The following is an 18,382-nucleotide window of genomic DNA, read 5'->3' as shown; positions in this document are numbered from 1 at the left end:
TTTATTTAAAGCGAATTTTATTTGTGTATTCGTGGCTTTTCTCTTCAACGTAAATAGGGTCGAAGAAGAAAGGGAAATCTGAAGCCTGATCTTCGAAAAATAAATTGAATACCCGCTTAAAAAGCGGGTATTTTTTTGCCACGAATACACGAATGAGATAGTTTTATTTAAAGCGAATTTTATTTGTGTATTCGTGGCTTTTCTCTTCAACGTAAATAGGGTCGAAGAAGAAAGGGAAATCTGAAGCCTGATCTTCGAAAAATAAATTGAATACCCGCTTAAAAAGCGGGTATTTTTTTGCCACGAATACACGAATGAAATAGTTTTATTCAAAGCGAATTTTATTCGTGTATTCGTGGCTTTTTTCTTCAGCTTAAATAGAGTTGAATAAGAAAGAAAAAAAATCGGAAGCATAGGTTAATAAAAAAAAACTGTTCGATTAGAACAGTTTTTTTTATCATGAAGTTTTTTATTCTACATAACTTTCTTCTAACTGTATAGTGCCGTCTTTAGCATAAACAAGTAATATAATATTTTTTTTACGTGCTATGTTTCTAGCTATTTCTATTGCTTCTTTTTTTGTATCAGTGATTGTAGTAAACTTAGCAGATTTATCATTTTTGACAATCCAGCCGTTACCCAATGGTAAAACATGTTCAATAGAACTCGACATCGCAACCTTTTTTCGGCCACGAGTTGCACTTTCTGCTTTTACTGATGATTTTTTTTTGTAACCTGTGACATTTTATTTTCTCTTATTATAAAACTACGAAATTTCTCTTATAATTACTTTTGCGGACCTGATAAATTCATTGGTTTGATCTGATGTATATCTTTTTATCTTATACCGGTTTTCCGGATTCCAACTTTGGACTGTTAGCCATTCAATTAAAAATGAAGATTTAATGCGAGTTTCTGCACCGGAAAAAATAATTAAATCACTCAAATTATGATTTTTTATCTGCCTTAGTTGAGTAATTGCTATACCCGTACTAATGGCATTGAATGCAGCAATCTGAGGATTATAAAAGGTGAAATCGCTTTTGGTTTCAGGAAATCCCCGGTTAAATGCAAGTGTGTTTACGATTTTTCTCTTGAAACTAAATTCCAGTGCATATCCCATTAAGTAAATTGAAGCCGCATTCCTGTTATTTTTCAACAGCGTAATAGAACCCTTTTGCTTTTGTGAAGATAAATAAGCAAGTGTTGTCGCAGTAATCACTTTGGGTAGAATTTGAACTAAGATAATTATTATGATTTCTATTTGATATTTTGACGGCATCTTTTTTTTAGCCATTTTTGCATACAGATGGCAAAAAAGATAATCATAACGATTGATGGATGGAGCAGCTGCGGAAAGAGCACGCTGGCAAAGCAACTGGCAAAAAAACTCGGCTACGCTTACATCGACAGCGGTGCCATGTACCGGGCGATCACGTTATATTTTCTGCGCAATCATATAGACTGGACGGATGAAAAAGAAGTAGCGGAAGCACTGGATCATATCCATCTCCATTTCGAGCACAATGAAAATTCCAAACAATCGGAGATCTTCCTGAATGAAGAGAATGTGGAGTATGTTATCCGCGACCTGGTCATTGCCGAAAAAGTGAGTGAAGTGGCTTCCATTGCAGCCGTTCGCACCTGCGCTGTGGCACAACAGCAAAAGATGGGAAAGAAAAAAGGGATCGTGATGGACGGCAGGGATATCGGTACCACTGTTTTTCCCAACGCGGAACTGAAAATATTCATGACAGCCGATATAGCTACAAGAGTAGAGAGAAGGTTCAAGGAGATGTATGAAAAAAATCCCAACATCACTGTTGAAGAAGTGAAAGATAACCTCGAAATGCGTGATTATATCGATAGCCATCGCGAAGTGAGCCCGTTGCGCAAAGCGGATGACGCAATTCTGCTGGACAATACCCACATCAGTATGGAGGAGCAGCTTGACTTCGCATTAGGGCTGGTCAAACAATTAAAGGAAAAAGCGGGCGTTTGATTGAAATTATAAGGCGGGTGGACAGGTTCACAAAAAGTCCACAAAACCCGGAGTTCACACGAAAAAAGGCATTTTTTGCCCAAAAGTCCACAAACTTACTTCATTGAAAATCTGCGTATTGTGTGTGGACCTACACGGTGGACCTGGAAAGGGTCCACAAAAAAAGTTCACAAATTTTTTTACAATTTTTCGCGGATGAGATCAAAGCGGTTCTTTGCCTTCTAAGCCTGCCTGTTCTATACTTGTCCCAAAAAATCCCGCGATCTTATCAATCACTTTTTCCACCACAGCATCCGGGCAACTGGCTCCGCTCGTCATCAATATTCTTACAGGGTTATCGGAGGGAAGAAAACCGGTCGTCACTTTTTCGGAATGGGTATGCAGATCGAAATGATGGATCTCATTTGCTGAAATTATCTTATCCGCGTCGTTGATGAAATAGGTAGGGAGTTGCTGTTCGGTCAGCTCTACCAGGTGTGAAGTATTACTGCTGTTGTATCCGCCGACCACTATGGCGATATCAGCCGGTTGTTTCAGCAAGCCATACACTGCCGATTGATTATCATTGGTGGCATAACATAATGTATCTTTTGTATCGGCAAAACGTTCTTCTATATTCGATTCATCCAGCGAATATTTCTTCAGCATGATGGATTTAAGGTAATCTGAGATCGCCTGTGTATCGCTGGCCAGCATGGTGGTCTGGTTAACTACACCGATGCGTTCAAGATCTTTCGCAGCATCAAATCCTGCTGAATATCTTTCTTTGAAATCCACGTAAAAATCTTCCGGCTGTTTTTCCCCGGTAATATAACGGCCCAGCAGTATGGCCTCGTTCATATCATTTACCACAACGGTAGGTGTACCAGCGGCGGCATGCGAAAATGTGGCCCGCGTTTCTTCATGTGAGGGTTTGCCATGCACCACTACGCTGTAATTCTTTTTGGCGATCTGTTCGCTGCGGTTCCATACTTTTTCTACAAAAGGGCAGGTGGTATTGTATTTTTCAGTGGCGATGCCGATCGCATTCAGTTTTTCTTCAATGCCCAGTGTAGTGCCGAAAGCCGGGATGATCACTACATCATCCTGCGTGAGTTCTTCAAATGGGATCAGTTTATTGCCGTGGGTATCCTGCAAAAAACGGACACCGCGGGCTATGAGGTCTTTGTTTACCTGCGGATTGTGGATCATTTCGCTTAACAAAAAGATCCGTTTGCCGGGATTTTCATCCACCGTTCTGAAAGCGATCTCGATGGCATTTTCCACCCCATAACAAAACCCGAAATGACGGGCAAGGTATATCTGCACCGGCCCGAAATCGAGCAGGGTGGGCGTGAAATCTTTTTTCATCTTATCCTGCTGCCTGCGCCTGGCTTTGATGGCAGAGATCAGCGGACTACGATAGGTGAATGGTATGGTGAACTGCTTCATTGCGCAGCAAAGTTACCAATGATTTTTGAATATGAATGGGAGAAAGGGAGCACAGATTTCAGGGGATAACGGGGATTGCACAGATTTTTATTTCCTTCGGAAATCGAATGGCATTCTGCCTGCGCATTCACAAGCCGTACCTACGGCACGGATCGCTCATATTATTATTTTTCTACCGGCACATTCTTCCTACGGAACAAAAAAGCGCCTACATTTTTTCATAAACCGTACCTGCGGCAGGAATGATTATATTAAAATTTTTCTACCGCACCATGTCCGTACGGGACATACATTTGTCTTATCCGATAATTTTCAGACCAGCTGAATAATACCGCATTTTTGTCCCGTAGCGACAATGTCTGGGTAGCCAGTATAGTAACCGGGTGTTTTCGTGCCGTAGGTACGATGTGTGTATTCAACCGGTGCAGAAGTCCGGTCATATGTTTTGAATAGCTATTCATTTGCTCCTATCTTTAAACTTATAAATCAATCACCATGCAACAAACAGGCATATTTCCCCGGGCCGGCTGGATAAATTCCACCAATGTTTATGAGGTCAACGTACGCCAATACACACCCGAAGGGACCTTCAATGCTTTTTTTGACGAAATGCCCAGGCTTCGTGCCATGGGTGTTGAAACGCTCTGGTTCATGCCCATCACCCCCATTGCGCAGCAACACAAAAAAGGAACGATGGGGAGCCCCTATGCCTGCAGCGATTATACGGCTGTCAATCCTGAGTTTGGTACCCTCGCAGATTTTATTTCATTAGTGAAAGGCGCACAGGCACTGGGTTTCAAAGTGATCATCGATTGGGTGGCCAATCATACCGGCTGGGATCATGTGTGGACTACAACCAACCCGTCTTATTACCAACACGATGAAACAACCGGCACTTTCAAAGTAGCCAGTGGAATGGACGATATTATAGAGCTGGATTACGACAATGCCGATATGCGAATTGCCATGATTGAGTCGATGCGTTACTGGATAACAACTGCCGGCATCGATGGCTTCCGTTGCGACCTGGCATCGTGGGTGAGGGTAGACTTCTGGCAGCAGGCAAGAACTGCGCTGGAGGAGACAAAAAATCTTTTCTGGCTCGCCGAAATGGATCCGATCGAAAGCCGCGAGTACATGGAAGTGTTTGATGCAGCCTACACCTGGAAATGGATGCACAGCACCGAGGATTTTTACAAAAAACAATTACCGCTCAATACGCTCACACAATTACTTCAGGATTATAATGACCGGGCAGGCGATCATCCGGTAAAACTCTGGTTCACCAGCAATCACGATGAAAACAGCTGGAACGGAACTGAATATGAAAAGTATGGCGATTCGGCTTTGCTGTTTGCGGTGCATAGTTTTACCTGGGATGGCATTCCGCTGATCTATAGCGGGCAGGAATTACCCAATCATAAACGCCTTCAATTTTTTGATAAGGATGTGATCGCGTGGAATGGTGAATATCACATGGCCGCGTTTTACAGTACATTGTTATCACTGCGCAGGCGCAATGCGGCATTGCATGCAGCGGATGATGCGGTGACCACTTATCTCCCGGCGACGGGGTCCGGGGAGAAAGTATTGGCATACCTGCGTTCAAACGGGCGGCAGGAAGTATTCGTACTCTTGAATTTTTCCCCGGAAGAATCTACCATTTACCTGTCTGACCCGGTAGTGAAAGGGAAATTCAGCAATGTATTTTTTCCGCAGGATCACCTGGAGCTTCCATTAGATGAAGCATTTGTAATGCGCCCCTGGCAATACCTCGTATACGAAAAAGGCTAGATGGCTTGCTTTTTGTTTTTGATAGCATAAAAATCAAAAAGCAACCTATGGCATACAGACTGATGGCGGTGATGATGGTGACATTTCTGGCCGCTCATTCCGCATTTGCACAAACAGATAAAAGTCCCGATCCGCAACGTCCTTTTCAGTTCAACAAAAAGTGGGAAATACCGGTAACGGCCGCACTCGTAGCCTGGCCGCTCTATGGTATGTCAAAAGTATATGGCCGCGATCCCGTGCCCGAGGCGGAAGTGATGGCCTTGAAAATTAGTGATATCAATAAGTTTGACCGCCCCATTGCGGATAACTATGATCCGAAAGCAGCAAAAACAAGTGACCTGTTTTTTTATGGCAGTATGGGATTACCATTGGTATTGTTATTCGATAAAGGCATACGCAAAGATGCGGGACAGATAGGGTTGATGTACCTCGAAACCTTGGGCGCATTCGGTTCTGTTTATGTTACCTCCGCGATGGCTGCCAACCGGTTCCGGCCATACGCTTATAACCCCACGGTGGATATCACCAAACGTACCCGTGGTGGTGCAAGAAACTCTTTCTTTGCCGGCCATCCGGGCTTTGTAGCATCTTCTGCCTTTTTCATGGCGCAGGTGTATACGGCCTATCATCCGCAGATGCGGTTCAAATGGGCGCCTTATGCAGTTGCAGGTGCCGCTACAGTAACTACCGGTTTGCTGAGGTTGAAAGCAGGGCAGCATTTCAGGTCGGATGTAATAGTGGGCACCACGATCGGTACACTTTCCGGGATATTAATTCCACATTTCCACAGGAATAAAAACTATGAAAAGCAGAAAATTACGCTGTATCCAAGTTTTGGAGAGGGGAGTAACGGGTTGACAGCAGTGTACAAATTGGGCAATTAATCTATGATGTATGATCTATGATCTAAGATGTATGATCTATGATGTATGATCTATGATCTATGATGTATGATCTCTTTCGGTTGGAACGATAAAAAAAATCCCGTTCCAACAATACTGTTGGAACGGGATTTTTTTATATAAGTTAATCCGGGAAGACCTGGATCATACATCTTAGATCATAGATCATACATCTCAGATCATAGATTTGTTTTATTCCCCCAAAGTCACCTGGTAATCATATAATCCATCATAACCAGGATAAAATCCGCTGATGGTTAAATTTTTATTATTACCTATGGCGGTTTTCAATTCTTCCATATTCTTTACATCCTGGTCATTCACTTTCATGATGATGAAACTGTCTTTGATCCTTGTCTGATCATTAAGCACACCATCTTTTATTTTCTTAACGACCACACCGCCATTTACTCCATATTCTTTGGCTTTTTTCGGATCAAGATTGGCAAGGTCGGCGCCTAAAAGATCAATCGCTGTTTCGCCCTTTACGATATCAAAATTACCTGCTTTGTTTTTCAGGGTAACCGTAGTGGTTATATCCTTGTCATTTCGCGTATACGTTACCGGTACCTTATCTCCTGGTTTGTAGTTGCTGATCTGTTCCTGCATTTCCGCACCGCTGGTCACTTCCACATTACCGATCTTTTTCATGATATCACCTCTGCGGATACCGGCTTCATACGCAGCCCCTTCTTTTTGAACATCCGTAACATAAATGCCGTAAGCCGATTCGGGGATGCCTTGTTTTTTCTTTTCCGCGCTGCTCATATCGCTGGCAGGCACATATTGTACGCCCAGGTAGCCCCTTTGTACCGTACCGAATTTGATGATATCATCCACTACTTTTTTAGCGATATTCACCGGGATAGCATAAGAATAACCGGAGTAATATCCCGTTGGCGAAGCGATCGCGGAGTTGATACCGATCAGTTTACCATCGGTACTGATCAAAGCGCCACCACTGTTGCCCTGGTTTACCGCAGCATCCGTCTGGATGTAACTTTCTACCGCTCCTGATGCCTGGCCAGACCTGTCCCTGTTCAGTCCAAGGCTCCTGGATTTTGCACTCACGATACCCGCGGTAACCGTAGTTTCCAGGTTCAGCGGATAACCGATCGCCAATACCCACTGGCCGATCTTTACGTCATCCGAATTGCCGTATACGAGGTAAGGAAGGCCGGAAGCTTCTATCTTGATCACAGCGAGATCATAGGCAGGATCAGTTCCCACCACTTTAGCGGTGTATGTTTTTTTGTTGCTCAAAGTAACCGTCACTTCATCGGCATTCGCTACTACGTGGTTGTTGGTTACGATGTAGCCGTTTTCCCCGATGATCACACCCGAGCCGGAAGCCCTTTGTTCAGGGATCATCCCGCTTCTGCCGCCGCCAAAAAGCTGGTTCATCATATCATCATCAAAAAAGTCGCTGAAAGGATTCTGGCGCTGCTGATTGCGTGGCAGGCTGTTGGTTACCTGTTTTGCATTCGTTTTGGTTTTGATATGCACAACGGTCGGAATGGAAGTTTGTGCAGCCTGGGTAAAATCGACTGCACCATTCGGGGGTGGGGTATTGCCATCGGTGTACCCTGCATATTTATAGTTTGCCGGTAACACACCCGATTGCTGGCCGCCATAATAATTATCATTCTTCATGAATTTTCCATAACCCCATATCACTCCCAATGTGGTTACTGCGCTGATAGCGACAGTTGCGAAAATTTGTTTGATCTTCATTTTTCTAAGGTTTTATTTTTCTTCAATTTTTCGTCAGCACTACCAATTCACAAATCGTGTGCCTCGCCTACAAAGTAACGATGCACTGCCAGAATGTACATTACCTCCTGCCATCTTTAACACTAAATTAGTAAAGCTTTCGTAGATGGGAAGGGCGACCACGGACGACAGACTACGGACGACCGAGGACAGGCCACAGACCACGGACCACGGACGACGGGTTTATAATGGCTGAAAGTTTTTTCTGATAGCAATTTAATTTTTTTATTCAATCGTCTGTATCCCTATGGCCGGTGGATTGTCTGTGGTCTGTCGCCTGTCGTCGGTGGTCTGTCGTCACAAGCCCAATAAAAATTCCATCGTATCCACGCCATCCGCATACGAAAACAACTGCGGGTGTTGCGCCTCTCCGAAAGGTATCTCATTTTTAGACACGATGCATTGCACATCCTCATTATCTTTCAATTCAGCCGCCGGATCTTCTCCTTGTTGGTAGAACGAATAATGCAGCTGGCTGATGGGCGAAAAAAGCCCCTCGTTCTCAATCAGCAAGGTGCTTCCATCCGTCATGTAATAAATATTATTCAGCAATAAAATGGAAAGCTGGTAATCGTAATTGTTCTTGTATTTGTGGTGATCCGCAAAATAAGCGTACGATTTGAAAGCATCCAGCAACGGAACGAAATCATATCCTTCCGGAACATAGATCTTGGTCACATTGCGGCAGCCCAGGCCGAAATACAAATGCACATCATCGGATAATTTCAACAGTTCTTCGGCAGATTCATCTCCTGTAAGAATGGCTGCAGACGTACGGTTGCGGCGGATGATGTTAGGATATTTTCCAAAATATTGTTCAAAGTACCGGCCGGAGTTATTGCTGCCGGTGGCGATATATGCATCACACCCTTTCAGCATGTCCGCGATGGAAATATGATTCTGCGTTTCGATGTGCAACGAATACATCTGCTTGAAAATATGTTTCAGCAATACATCATCTTTCGACGACAATTTTACCGTCTGGTAATGCCCGCTGATGAAAACCGTTAAAAAATCGTGGAAGCCCACCAGAGGAATATTTCCTGCCATCACGATACCCACATTTTTCGGGGAAATATTATCATCGATGTGATAATGGGCAGCCCAGGCAGTCAGCTTGTCTTTTTGCAGAAAATTGTCTGCCAGCTGATCAGCAGCATTTTGTATGAATTCGGGTGTAAACCAGCCATTTTTCTGGTAAGCCTGTTGTTTCACTGTTTTCCATTCCTCATGATCGGCTTTAAAATATTCTCCTATTTCCACCATTAAATCAATTCGTTCTTGTAAATCCATGTTATTCTTATTAATTTTACACCAAAATTACGATAGATGGCAATAAAGATAACAGACGAATGTATAAACTGCGGGGCTTGTGAGCCCGAATGTCCGAATAATGCGATTTACGAAGGCGGTGTTGAGTGGGCTATATCCGATGGAACTACCATTAAAGGCACTTTTACCCTGATGGATGGATCCACCCTGGATGCCGACCAGCGCAATGCTCCGATTTCGGCAGATACTTATTATATCGTTCCCAATAAATGCACGGAGTGCCAGGGTTTTCATGAAGAACCACAGTGTGCCGCGGTTTGCCCGGTAGATTGCTGTGTACCTGATGAAGATTACCGCGAAACGGTAGCCGAGCTGATGGGGAAAAAAGAGAAATTGCATATTTAACCTTTTTGTAGCCGAAAGGCTTAATCAGGCAGGTGATATTTCCTGCATCCTGGCGAGGGTATTTTAATAATACTTTCGCCTTTTTGTTAATACTATCTTTGGTATTATCATTATCTTGCCCATCATTAAAAGCATCATATGACGAGAGGGGGTTTTATTTGTCTGGTGATCATTTGCATATGTTCCTGTCAGACAAGAAAAAAAGACGCTGCGGTTCCCGACCTGGCAGCGGAAAGAGAGGCACTGATGGAAACCGACCGGAAATTTTCCGATCTGAGTGTCGAAAAAGGAATGAAGAATGCATTCATCGAATATATCGACAGCAATGGGGTATTGCTCAGGCCAAACCAGATGCCGATAGTAGGGGCACATGCCATCGACTACCTTATCCAGCAAAACGATACTTCTTACAAACTTAACTGGGAGCCACAAAAAGTATTCGTATCTAAATCAGCCGATCTGGGATATACTTATGGCCTTTATGCACTGCACCCGAATGGTGTGGATACTGTCATCTATGGTACTTATGTGAGTATCTGGAAAAAGCAGGACGACGGCAGCTGGAAATTTGTATTGGATACCGGCAATGAAGGAGCCGAAGAAGAATAAGACCCCGGAGGTTTTCGAAACCTCCGGGTGTCTTAGGGTAGACCTCCGGGGTTTTCGAAACCCCGGAGGTCTCGGGGTAGACGCTCCGGGGGTTTTAAAACCCCGGAGGTCGATCAAGTTGTTTTAATTCTTGTAATAAAAAACATATGAGTAACAAAAAAATAGCCCTTGTCACCGGCGGGTACTCCGGGGAAGCGGTCATTTCTTATAAAAGTGCAGAAACGATTTTCAATAACATCGATTCCGGCAAATGGGATTGTTACCTGATAGATATCCATCCTTCGGGCTGGTTTTATAAATCCCCTTCGGGTGAAAAAAGCGAAGTGGATAAAAATGATTTTTCCATTACCGTGGATGGTTCAAAAATAACTTTTGATGCAGTGCTCATTGGCCTGCACGGTACACCCGGCGAAGACGGGAAGCTGCAGGGGTATTTCGATTGTCTCAACATTCCTTATACATCCTGCGATGCAGCCACATCGGCGCTTACGTTCAACAAACGATATACTGTTGCGGTAGCAGCTTTTGCCGGTATATATGTGGCGAAGTCGATGCATTTATTTAAAAATGACGGTACTACGGCCGAACAGGTGTTGGACCAGTTGAAACTACCGGTATTCGTGAAGCCAAACAACGGCGGAAGCAGCCTGGGCATGAGCAAAGTGACCGGGCCCGCACAATTGCCCGCGGCCCTCGAAAAAGCTTTCGCGGTAGACGAGCAGGTACTGGTGGAAGAATTCATCAAAGGAAGGGAACTTACTATCGGTGTTTTCCGCAGTAAAGGAAAGATCATCGCCCTGCCGATGACCGAGATCATTTCGAAAAACGAGTTCTTCGATTTTGAAGCGAAATATGAAGGCGCCAGTGAGGAGATCACCCCCGCGGAAGTGGATGAAGTGGTGGCCGACAAAGTACGGGATGCCGCAAGGAAAGCCTACTCGGTATTCAACTGCCGCGGTATTGTACGCATCGATTTCATCTATGAAGAAACTGTGGGGCAACCCTACATGCTGGAGATCAATACCGTACCCGGACAAAGCGCCGCAAGCCTTGTACCGCAGCAGGTGAAGGCGATGGGATGGTCGCTGAAGGAATTTTATTCGGCGCTTATTGAAGAAGCTTTTAATTAATAATTATTAGTTATTTCAGTTTGAATTTTGTATCAAAAGCTGGAGGCTATTTCTGGCAAAGGAATTATTAATTATTCATTATTAATTATTAATTCCCTGTAATATTGTACTAACGAAATCTAAATCTGTGTTTAAATTCATCACCCACCGCCCTTTCTGGGTAAATTTACTGGTAGCGATCGGGCTGCTTTTTCTCATCCTGTTTGGCATTCTGCAAATGCTCGGTATGATCACCAAGCACGGCGAATACCTCACTGTGCCTTCCGTTACCAATAAGAGCACTAAGGAAGCCATCAGGTTCCTGGAAGAAAAGGGGTTCGATGTCACCATACTCGATTCCGTGTATGTGGATACGGCTAAAATGGGAACGGTGCTCAAACAATTTCCGGAAGCCAACAGTACGGTAAAAATCAATCGTACAGTTTTGCTGACTGTCAACCGCGAAACACTTCCAATGGTGGAAATGCCATCGCTGAAAGGCAAATCGCTGAACTATGCGCTGGAAATATTAAAACGCAGTCACCTCAAACTAGGGGATACCACGTTCAAGCCCGACTTCACCATGGGGTCCGTGCTCGAACAAAAATTTAACGGAGCCGCTATTGAATCGGGGGCCAAAGTACTCTGGGGCAGCCGCATCGACCTGGTGATCGCCCGTGGTATTGACCAACAGAATATTCCTGTGCCAGACCTGGAAGGAAAAACTTTTTGCGAAGCAAAACAGTTGCTTGAAGAACTGGGGATCAGCCTGGGGGCATTGATCACCGAAGGCCCGGTAAAAGATACCTGCTCCGCATTCATCATCAGGCAAAGCCCTATGCGGCTTACTGACGATCCCGAAAACAGGCAATTGAATTATATACAATCCGGGCAACTCATGGACCTGTGGATATCACCGGTCATGATCAACCCGAAAGATTCATCTGAAAATAAATCACCGGAATAAAAAATACAACATGACAAACGTAACAGTACAGGAGATCAAACAACGGTTGGATGCAGGTGAAGATGTACACCTGCTCGATGTGAGGGAACCCGATGAAAGGGCGGAATTCAACATCGGCGGGGCATTCATTCCACTGGGGAACATCCTTACCATGCAGACAGACGATATTGCCGAATGGCAAAATGAAGAAGTGATCGTATACTGCCGCAGCGGCAGGCGCAGTGTGCAGGCCGCACTTACCCTGGAGTCGCTTGGGTTTACCAATGTGAAGAACCTGGAGGGTGGGGTGCTGGCGTGGCAAGCTATTTAATTACGAATTGATAATTACGAATTACGAATGAGGGTCGCACGAGGAGAAGTATAAACTCCAGATCGTGCGACCCTCATTCGTAATTCGTAATTACTAATTTTGTAACAGGATTGAATCTCGCTAAAGCGAGATATTCAATCCTATTACAAAATTGGCAGGCGCCATGGGAAAATAATATTTATCCGACACTACCGCACCATCATACACAATCGGGTACACGGCACCGTTAGGTTCGTATTTCTTGCTGAATACATTGTTTACCTGCGCAGAAATATTCCATTCTTTAAACAGCTTTTTTTGGATCGTATAGATCACTCTCGCATCCTGTGTATAAAAACCATTCAGCCTGCGTTGCGCACTTTGAGTATTATCCAGGTATTGATCGCCTACGTATTTGCTGATGAGGCTTACCTGCAGGTTTTTTACCGGTAAGATATTGATGATACCACCCGCTACCACTGAAGGCGAAAATGCGATGTCGGTATTTTTATGATCGATGGCAACCTGGCTGATCCAGTTGTAATCCACATCGTATTCATCCAGGAACTCTGTAAAACGTTTGATCTTGTTTTTGCTGAAAGTTACATTGGCGCTGGCATTCAGCCAATCGTTCACCACATAGCCGGCCTGTAGTTCTACACCTGCCCGGTAGCTCTTCGGCACGTTGATCCTTGTATAAGCTCCCACATCATTCATGCGGCCGGTAAGCACCAGTTGATCCTTGTATTGCATGTAATAGAATGTAGCACCAACAAAATACCGGGAAGTTCTTTTTTCTGCACCAAGTTCAACGTCCTGCAACATCTCCTTCTTCGGCTGATTGATCACCCCCGCTTCAAAATCATCCCTGTTGGGTTCTTTATTGGCCACCGCATAACTCAGGTAAGCTTTCAACCCGTTGCTGGTATAACTCACCCCTGCTTTGGGATTGATGAAATCAAAATCCCTTTTGATGAGCAGGGTAGGGTTATCGGCAAAACCGTTCATCTTATGCTCCACATGTTTGTATTGCAGATCGGTGAAGAGGTTCCAGTTGCGCACAAATTCATACTGCCATTTCACATAAGTGTTCAGTTCCGATTTTTTTGCCGTTACATCATAATAGCGATAGCCTTTATCAATGCCATACTGCGCCCACACGATATCTCCGTGATGCGTACCATCATAAGTGCTCCAGCTGCCACCGATGGTGATCTCGCTTTTATTTTTTTTGTATTGTGCAGCAAATACCTGCCCGTAAAAATAATTGTCGAGCCATTTCTGTCGGATCAGGTCCGTACGGGTGATGGTGGTATCGGCCAGCACCAGGTTGGGCAACCCGTATTTGGAATATTTTTCCCGGGCTTTGTAATTTTCATAATATCCAAGCCCTCTTGTGAGGAAAGCCGCTGTATTGAAACTCCAGTTGCTGTTGATCTTTGTATCAAAAAATAATTGATAATGTGTTTGCGTGTAATTGTCTGTTTCATTGTCGTAAGGTGTTCCGGCTTTATCCGTTCCGCTCGAATTGTAAGTGCGGTCGCTGCCCAATAAAGCTTCTGGTACACCGTTCCAGGCCTGGTAGGTTTTTTCTTTTCCGGAAAAAACATTGAAGCGCAGCGTGGAATTTTTCCTGTAATAGGCGCCTGACAGATAGAAAGCCTTGAGGTTGCTGGAAGCCCTGTCGATGTAGCCATCGCTGGTGATCTGGCTGAGCCTTGCATCCAGGGTGTATCGTCCGTCGATCAGGCCGGTACCGGCTTTTACGGTGTTTTTCCAGGTATTGAAGGAGCCGTAGCTGTTGTTGATCTCGGCATAAGCCTGTTCATTTTTTTCGTTGGTAGAAAGGCTTACCGTTGCCCCAAAAGCGCCTGTGCCGTTAGAGGAGGTTCCGGCACCCCGTTGTACCTGTATAGAATTTACCGAAGAAAGAAAATCCGGCAGGTTCACCAGGAAAGTTCCCTGGCTTTCGGCATCGTTGTACGGGATGCCGTTGAGCGTCACGTTGATCCTGGTAGCGTCGGTACCCCGGATGCGCATACCGGTATAGCCGATACCTGTACCTGCATCCGAGTTGACCACCACCGATGGCGTCTGGTTAAGCATAAAGGGGATATCCTGCCCGGTATTGCCCTGGCGGATCGTTTTTTTATTGATGGTGGTCTGGGTAAAAGGGGCTTTCTCGCCCGCCCTGATGGCTTTCACTTCTACAGGTTGCAGGGAGGAAGTGTCGTTAAATGATGGTTGCTGCGCATGCGCAAACAATCCATAAGCACAAAGGCATAATGCCGCAATGATTGGTTTCATCCATAAATTTTTGTGCTGAACGTCCGGGCATCATGAGCCGGCAAAATTGATTCTCCCTTCGCAGGTATTATCCTGAGCAGGTTATACGGGTATTATCTCAGCCTCATTTAAGAAGCACCCCGGAAATTCGAGCGATGTGTAAAAAACTAACTGCTGCAAAGATAGTGTGTAAAAATAATAGCAGCCGGTTTTTTTTAGGGAAGTTCAAAGGTTCAAAGGTTCAAGAGGTTCAAAATGTTATGTTCTACAGGGATCTATTTAACTTTTGAACCTCTTGAACCTTTGAACCTCTTGAACCTCTTGAACCTTTGAAACTTTTTGAACTTTTCCCCCCGAGGCTGTAACATATTTTCCCCTGCTGCGTATTAATTACGAAGTATAGCCATGAAACATTTATTTGTTTCGATCAACCATCAAAAAAATAGAAAAAACATGAAAAGAGTATTATTCGCCTTACTGGCATTCGTAGCGCTGAACGCAACAGCCCAAACAAAAGTTGTAACCGATCCCAATGCCCGCACACGCGTCATCGCCGGCGAATTTACCGGGGTGAGCGTAGCTACCGGTATCGAACTTTTCCTTACGCAGGGCAACGAAGTTTCCCTGGCCGTAAGCATGAACGATGAGAAATACAGTGACGATTTCAAAACCGAAATAGTGAACGGGGTACTCAAAATATATTTCGACAATAATAACCGGATGAAGTGGGAAAAAGGCAGGAAGCTTAAAGCGTATCTTTCTGTAAAAACATTATCAAAACTGAGCGCTTCCAGCGGGGCAAATGTAAAACTGACAAATGAGCTGAATGTAGGAAAATTCGACCTGCGCCTTTCCAGCGGCTCCGAATTTGATGGCGCTATCAAAGCTACGTCCATCAACATCGATCAAAGCAGCGGTTCTGAGATCAACCTTTCCGGGTCAGCCGGCGAAACAAGCATTTCTGTAAGCAGCGGCGCTTCTTTTGACGGTTATGGTTTTGTAACAGACAATTGTACAGCATCAGCTTCCAGCGGTGCGGATATCGAGATCACCGCCAATAAATCCCTCGATGCTTCAGCCAGCAGCGGCGGCAGCATCAAATACAAAGGCAATGCTACCAATGTAGACATTACGAAGAGCAGCGGCGGATCGGTACGTAAATCCTGATAATGGATAACGGGATAATGGATAATGTTTTCGGATCGGATGATTTTCCTTTCTTAAACGATTTACAAACCGAAAACATTATCCATTATAATATTATCCATTATCCATTGTTAATATTTAATAAATTTATACAATGAAAAAGCATTTCTCCTTATTGTTCATCTTCGTGATCACTGCTTTCAGCAGTTTTGCCCAGGATCAGCTGGTGGTTGATCCCAATGCAAAGATGCGGGTGCTGGCAGGCAGTTTCGACAAGATAAAAGTATCCGATGGTATCGATATCTATCTCAGCCAGTCGGAAACCGAAAGCCTTGCCGTAAGCGCATCCGAAGAAAAGTATGCCGATAAGATCAAGACGGTGATCATCGGCAGCACACTCACCATCTCCTACGACAACAGCGACAGGGGCTGGAGGGGAAACAATAAGAAACTGAAAGTGTATATCGCTTTTAAAAACATCGATGAGCTGCATGCATCGGGTGCGTCGGATGTGATCGTGGCAGGAACGCTTCAGGCCTCAAAGCTGGAAATCAGGCTTTCGGGCGCCAGCGATTTCAAAGGCAACGTAAAAGCGGATGAACTGGTGATCGACCTGAGCGGGGCTTCGGATGTAAAGATCAGCGGTACGGCATCCCTGCTCAACCTGGAAAACAGCGGCGCCAGTGATTTCAAAGGATACGATCTGGCTGTAGATATCTGCAATACAAAATCTTCCGGCGCCAGCGATGTGAACATCACCGTAAATAAGGAACTTACGGTAAATGCCAGTGGCGCCAGCGATGTATATTACAAAGGCGACGCGATCGTGAAAACATTACACAGCAGTGGCGCCAGCACCATAGCGAAAAGAGACAGGTAAGATCCCGGCCTTCCGGAGATGGAAGGCCTTTACTTTTTAAATGCCCACGCCAGGAACTTTGCAAAAGTTGCCGGTGTGGGCATTTGCTTTTCATTCGATAATGCCGGTGCGGCATATTCAAATGTGGTGGTAATGGTAGGTTTTCCGGCATGAAGATTAGTAAAGGACCGGGTGGTGCTGTCATTGCTGCTTCCGGTAACGATCATGGCATCAAATGCGGCCTGGGTTCTGTAGTAACGTAATGCATCTATTTCACCAGCGTCAAACTGCGGATAGAACAAGGCTGAGAGTGTGATCTTGTCATCATTGTGAAAAGCCACATAAAAAGCGTTTTTTGCAGACCTGCCGAACCCGCAGGTAGCAATGGAATAAAATCTACGGGTCACCACTTTTTTCTTGATGAAAGGATACAGTTCGCCTATAATGAATTCGTTAAATTGTTTTCCTTCTTTGAAGTCCTTTGCCTGGTTGCCTGTATCGGGAAAGCCATAATCTTCTTTTTTACCTTCAAAAGCTACAATGAGTAACGGGCGTATGGATCCTGATTTATACACACTGTCCAGCATTCTTTTCGCATCCACCGCATCCAGCAATTCTACCGAATTCATCAGCAACAGGTTCATCTCTTCTTTTTTGTCGGGCATCGGGGTAGCAACGATCTTCAGCGGAACCTGCCGTTGCAGATGGCGGCTATATACCTGGTCGTCGAGTTCTTTGATGGTGGATTTACAGGCGGAAAACGAAAACAGGAAGAGGATGAGTAAAGTATAAAGCGGTGCGAAAAATCTCATGAGAAAATATTTTATTCAATTAAAAGTATAATTTTTTGGCTACAAACTTATATAACCTTATTTTTGCACCGCGAAGTAGAGCAGCGGTAGCTCGTCGGGCTCATAACCCGAAGGTCAGAAGTTCGATCCTTCTCTTCGCAACACAGAAGTCCCGTACAGTCGATGTACGGGACTTTTATTTTTCCAGCTTCTTTCTTTATTAGTTTTACCCGGAATTGTCTGTCTGGTTTTTTTATACTATTTTTAAAAAACTAATCTATTCTCACATTATGAAAAGAATTCTTTTAATCCTGTCCCTTGCGGCATTCACATTTTTCGGCTGCAGCAAGAGCAATGACCCGGCACCTGGTTCAGGCTGCGAACTGAATGAAACTAATCTTGCAGGTTCTTACAAGATAACGGCCATCACTTACAAACTGTCGTCCTCTTCCCCTTCAATAGATATTTTTGAAGATTACCTCGAACCATGCCAGCGGGATGACGTATATATACTTCAGGCCGATAAAGTACTCAAATACAACGATGCAGGTGGGTCATGCGATCCTCCCGGCAGTTACACAGGTGTTTGGAACCTTTCCGCAGGAGTTGTAACTATTGATGGTCAGGCATTTACAGTTACCAATTTTACCTGTAACAGTATTACCGGTACAGCTTCCAATATACAAGTTGCCGGTGATAAGGCAACCTTCACATTTACAAGACAGTAATCCCATTAAAATAAACTAC

At 44.5% G+C, this 18,382-nt stretch carries 19 protein-coding genes, 1 tRNA gene and 1 riboswitch; of the genes, 12 read left to right on the top strand and 8 right to left on the bottom strand.

The window, feature by feature from the left end; translation table 11 throughout:
* Nucleotides 1–469: 469 nt before the first annotated feature.
* Together EGI32_RS00890 and EGI32_RS00885 are read right to left on the bottom strand one after the other, a co-directional pair.
* Nucleotides 470–673, bottom strand: a complete 204-nt coding sequence (locus tag EGI32_RS00890; RefSeq protein ID WP_255153464.1) for a DUF2188 domain-containing protein — start codon at nucleotides 671–673, stop codon at nucleotides 470–472.
* Nucleotides 674–766: 93 nt separating this feature from the next.
* Nucleotides 767–1,297, bottom strand: coding sequence for a hypothetical protein (locus tag EGI32_RS00885; protein WP_255153463.1), 531 nt, complete (start codon nucleotides 1,295–1,297; stop codon nucleotides 767–769).
* A 12-nt stretch (nucleotides 1,298–1,309) separates the two neighbouring features.
* Between EGI32_RS00885 and cmk the strand changes: the two genes are divergently transcribed.
* The gene (gene cmk / locus EGI32_RS00880) at nucleotides 1,310–2,002 is read left to right on the top strand and encodes a (d)CMP kinase (RefSeq protein ID WP_255153462.1); all 693 of its coding nucleotides are present in this window, start codon (nucleotides 1,310–1,312) and stop codon (nucleotides 2,000–2,002) included.
* A 201-nt stretch (nucleotides 2,003–2,203) separates the two neighbouring features.
* Here cmk and EGI32_RS00875 read toward each other — a convergent pair whose 3' ends face one another.
* Both EGI32_RS00875 and EGI32_RS00870 read right to left on the bottom strand, forming a co-directional pair.
* Nucleotides 2,204–3,433 carry a 4-hydroxy-3-methylbut-2-enyl diphosphate reductase gene (locus EGI32_RS00875; protein WP_255153461.1) on the bottom strand — a complete coding sequence of 410 codons (1,230 nt, stop codon included), beginning with the start codon at nucleotides 3,431–3,433 and terminating at the stop codon, nucleotides 2,204–2,206.
* 251 nt (nucleotides 3,434–3,684) lie between these two features.
* A complete protein-coding gene (locus EGI32_RS00870) occupies nucleotides 3,685–3,873 on the bottom strand; it encodes a hypothetical protein (protein ID WP_255153460.1) in 189 nt (62 codons plus the stop codon).
* A 55-nt stretch (nucleotides 3,874–3,928) separates the two neighbouring features.
* Between EGI32_RS00870 and EGI32_RS00865 the strand changes: the two genes are divergently transcribed.
* Together EGI32_RS00865 and EGI32_RS00860 are read left to right on the top strand one after the other, a co-directional pair.
* Nucleotides 3,929–5,227, top strand: coding sequence for an alpha-amylase family glycosyl hydrolase (locus EGI32_RS00865; RefSeq protein ID WP_255153459.1), 1,299 nt, complete (start codon nucleotides 3,929–3,931; stop codon nucleotides 5,225–5,227).
* Between the two features lie 47 nt (nucleotides 5,228–5,274).
* Nucleotides 5,275–6,111 (top strand): phosphatase PAP2 family protein, encoded by an 837-nt coding sequence (locus EGI32_RS00860; RefSeq protein WP_255153458.1) that lies wholly within the window; start codon nucleotides 5,275–5,277, stop codon nucleotides 6,109–6,111.
* A gap of 210 nt (nucleotides 6,112–6,321) precedes the next feature.
* Here the strand turns inward: EGI32_RS00860 and EGI32_RS00855 are convergent, their stop codons facing one another.
* Together EGI32_RS00855 and EGI32_RS00850 are read right to left on the bottom strand one after the other, a co-directional pair.
* Nucleotides 6,322–7,863 carry a trypsin-like peptidase domain-containing protein gene (locus EGI32_RS00855; protein WP_255153457.1) on the bottom strand — a complete coding sequence of 514 codons (1,542 nt, stop codon included), beginning with the start codon at nucleotides 7,861–7,863 and terminating at the stop codon, nucleotides 6,322–6,324.
* A gap of 336 nt (nucleotides 7,864–8,199) precedes the next feature.
* Nucleotides 8,200–9,195 carry an acyl-CoA reductase gene (locus EGI32_RS00850; RefSeq protein WP_255153456.1) on the bottom strand — a complete coding sequence of 332 codons (996 nt, stop codon included), beginning with the start codon at nucleotides 9,193–9,195 and terminating at the stop codon, nucleotides 8,200–8,202.
* A 36-nt stretch (nucleotides 9,196–9,231) separates the two neighbouring features.
* Between EGI32_RS00850 and EGI32_RS00845 the strand changes: the two genes are divergently transcribed.
* From EGI32_RS00845 to EGI32_RS00825, 5 genes are all read left to right on the top strand, one after another.
* Nucleotides 9,232–9,579, top strand: a complete 348-nt coding sequence (locus EGI32_RS00845) for a 4Fe-4S dicluster domain-containing protein (RefSeq protein ID WP_255153455.1) — start codon at nucleotides 9,232–9,234, stop codon at nucleotides 9,577–9,579.
* Between the two features lie 138 nt (nucleotides 9,580–9,717).
* Nucleotides 9,718–10,188, top strand: a complete 471-nt coding sequence (locus EGI32_RS00840) for a hypothetical protein (RefSeq protein WP_255153454.1) — start codon at nucleotides 9,718–9,720, stop codon at nucleotides 10,186–10,188.
* Between the two features lie 146 nt (nucleotides 10,189–10,334).
* On the top strand, nucleotides 10,335–11,318 hold the full coding sequence (locus tag EGI32_RS00835) for a D-alanine--D-alanine ligase (RefSeq protein ID WP_255153453.1): 984 nt from the start codon (nucleotides 10,335–10,337) through the stop codon (nucleotides 11,316–11,318).
* A gap of 127 nt (nucleotides 11,319–11,445) precedes the next feature.
* Nucleotides 11,446–12,264, top strand: coding sequence for a PASTA domain-containing protein (locus tag EGI32_RS00830; protein WP_255153452.1), 819 nt, complete (start codon nucleotides 11,446–11,448; stop codon nucleotides 12,262–12,264).
* Between the two features lie 10 nt (nucleotides 12,265–12,274).
* Nucleotides 12,275–12,574, top strand: a complete 300-nt coding sequence (locus EGI32_RS00825; protein ID WP_255153451.1) for a rhodanese-like domain-containing protein — start codon at nucleotides 12,275–12,277, stop codon at nucleotides 12,572–12,574.
* Between the two features lie 120 nt (nucleotides 12,575–12,694).
* Here EGI32_RS00825 and EGI32_RS00820 read toward each other — a convergent pair whose 3' ends face one another.
* Complete coding sequence (locus EGI32_RS00820; RefSeq protein ID WP_255153450.1) at nucleotides 12,695–14,860, bottom strand: TonB-dependent receptor; 2,166 nt, start codon at nucleotides 14,858–14,860, stop codon at nucleotides 12,695–12,697.
* A 36-nt stretch (nucleotides 14,861–14,896) separates the two neighbouring features.
* A riboswitch (TPP riboswitch) is annotated at nucleotides 14,897–14,992 on the bottom strand.
* 300 nt (nucleotides 14,993–15,292) lie between these two features.
* Between EGI32_RS00820 and EGI32_RS00815 the strand changes: the two genes are divergently transcribed.
* Nucleotides 15,293–16,006 (top strand): head GIN domain-containing protein, encoded by a 714-nt coding sequence (locus tag EGI32_RS00815; RefSeq protein WP_255153449.1) that lies wholly within the window; start codon nucleotides 15,293–15,295, stop codon nucleotides 16,004–16,006.
* A gap of 133 nt (nucleotides 16,007–16,139) precedes the next feature.
* Nucleotides 16,140–16,865 (top strand): head GIN domain-containing protein, encoded by a 726-nt coding sequence (locus EGI32_RS00810; RefSeq protein ID WP_255153448.1) that lies wholly within the window; start codon nucleotides 16,140–16,142, stop codon nucleotides 16,863–16,865.
* Between the two features lie 29 nt (nucleotides 16,866–16,894).
* Here the strand turns inward: EGI32_RS00810 and EGI32_RS00805 are convergent, their stop codons facing one another.
* Nucleotides 16,895–17,656, bottom strand: a complete 762-nt coding sequence (locus EGI32_RS00805; RefSeq protein ID WP_255153447.1) for an alpha/beta hydrolase-fold protein — start codon at nucleotides 17,654–17,656, stop codon at nucleotides 16,895–16,897.
* 69 nt (nucleotides 17,657–17,725) lie between these two features.
* Between EGI32_RS00805 and EGI32_RS00800 the strand changes: the two genes are divergently transcribed.
* Nucleotides 17,726–17,797, top strand: a tRNA-Met gene (locus tag EGI32_RS00800).
* Between the two features lie 128 nt (nucleotides 17,798–17,925).
* Nucleotides 17,926–18,363, top strand: coding sequence for a lipocalin family protein (locus EGI32_RS00795; RefSeq protein ID WP_255153446.1), 438 nt, complete (start codon nucleotides 17,926–17,928; stop codon nucleotides 18,361–18,363).
* The last annotated feature ends 19 nt before the right edge of the window (nucleotides 18,364–18,382 follow it).

Source organism: Ferruginibacter sp. HRS2-29 (assembly GCF_024343615.1).
GTDB lineage: Bacteria > Bacteroidota > Bacteroidia > Chitinophagales > Chitinophagaceae > Ferruginibacter.
Note: the sequence above shows the minus strand (reverse complement) of the source record. Positions and strands in the feature narration are given on the sequence as shown.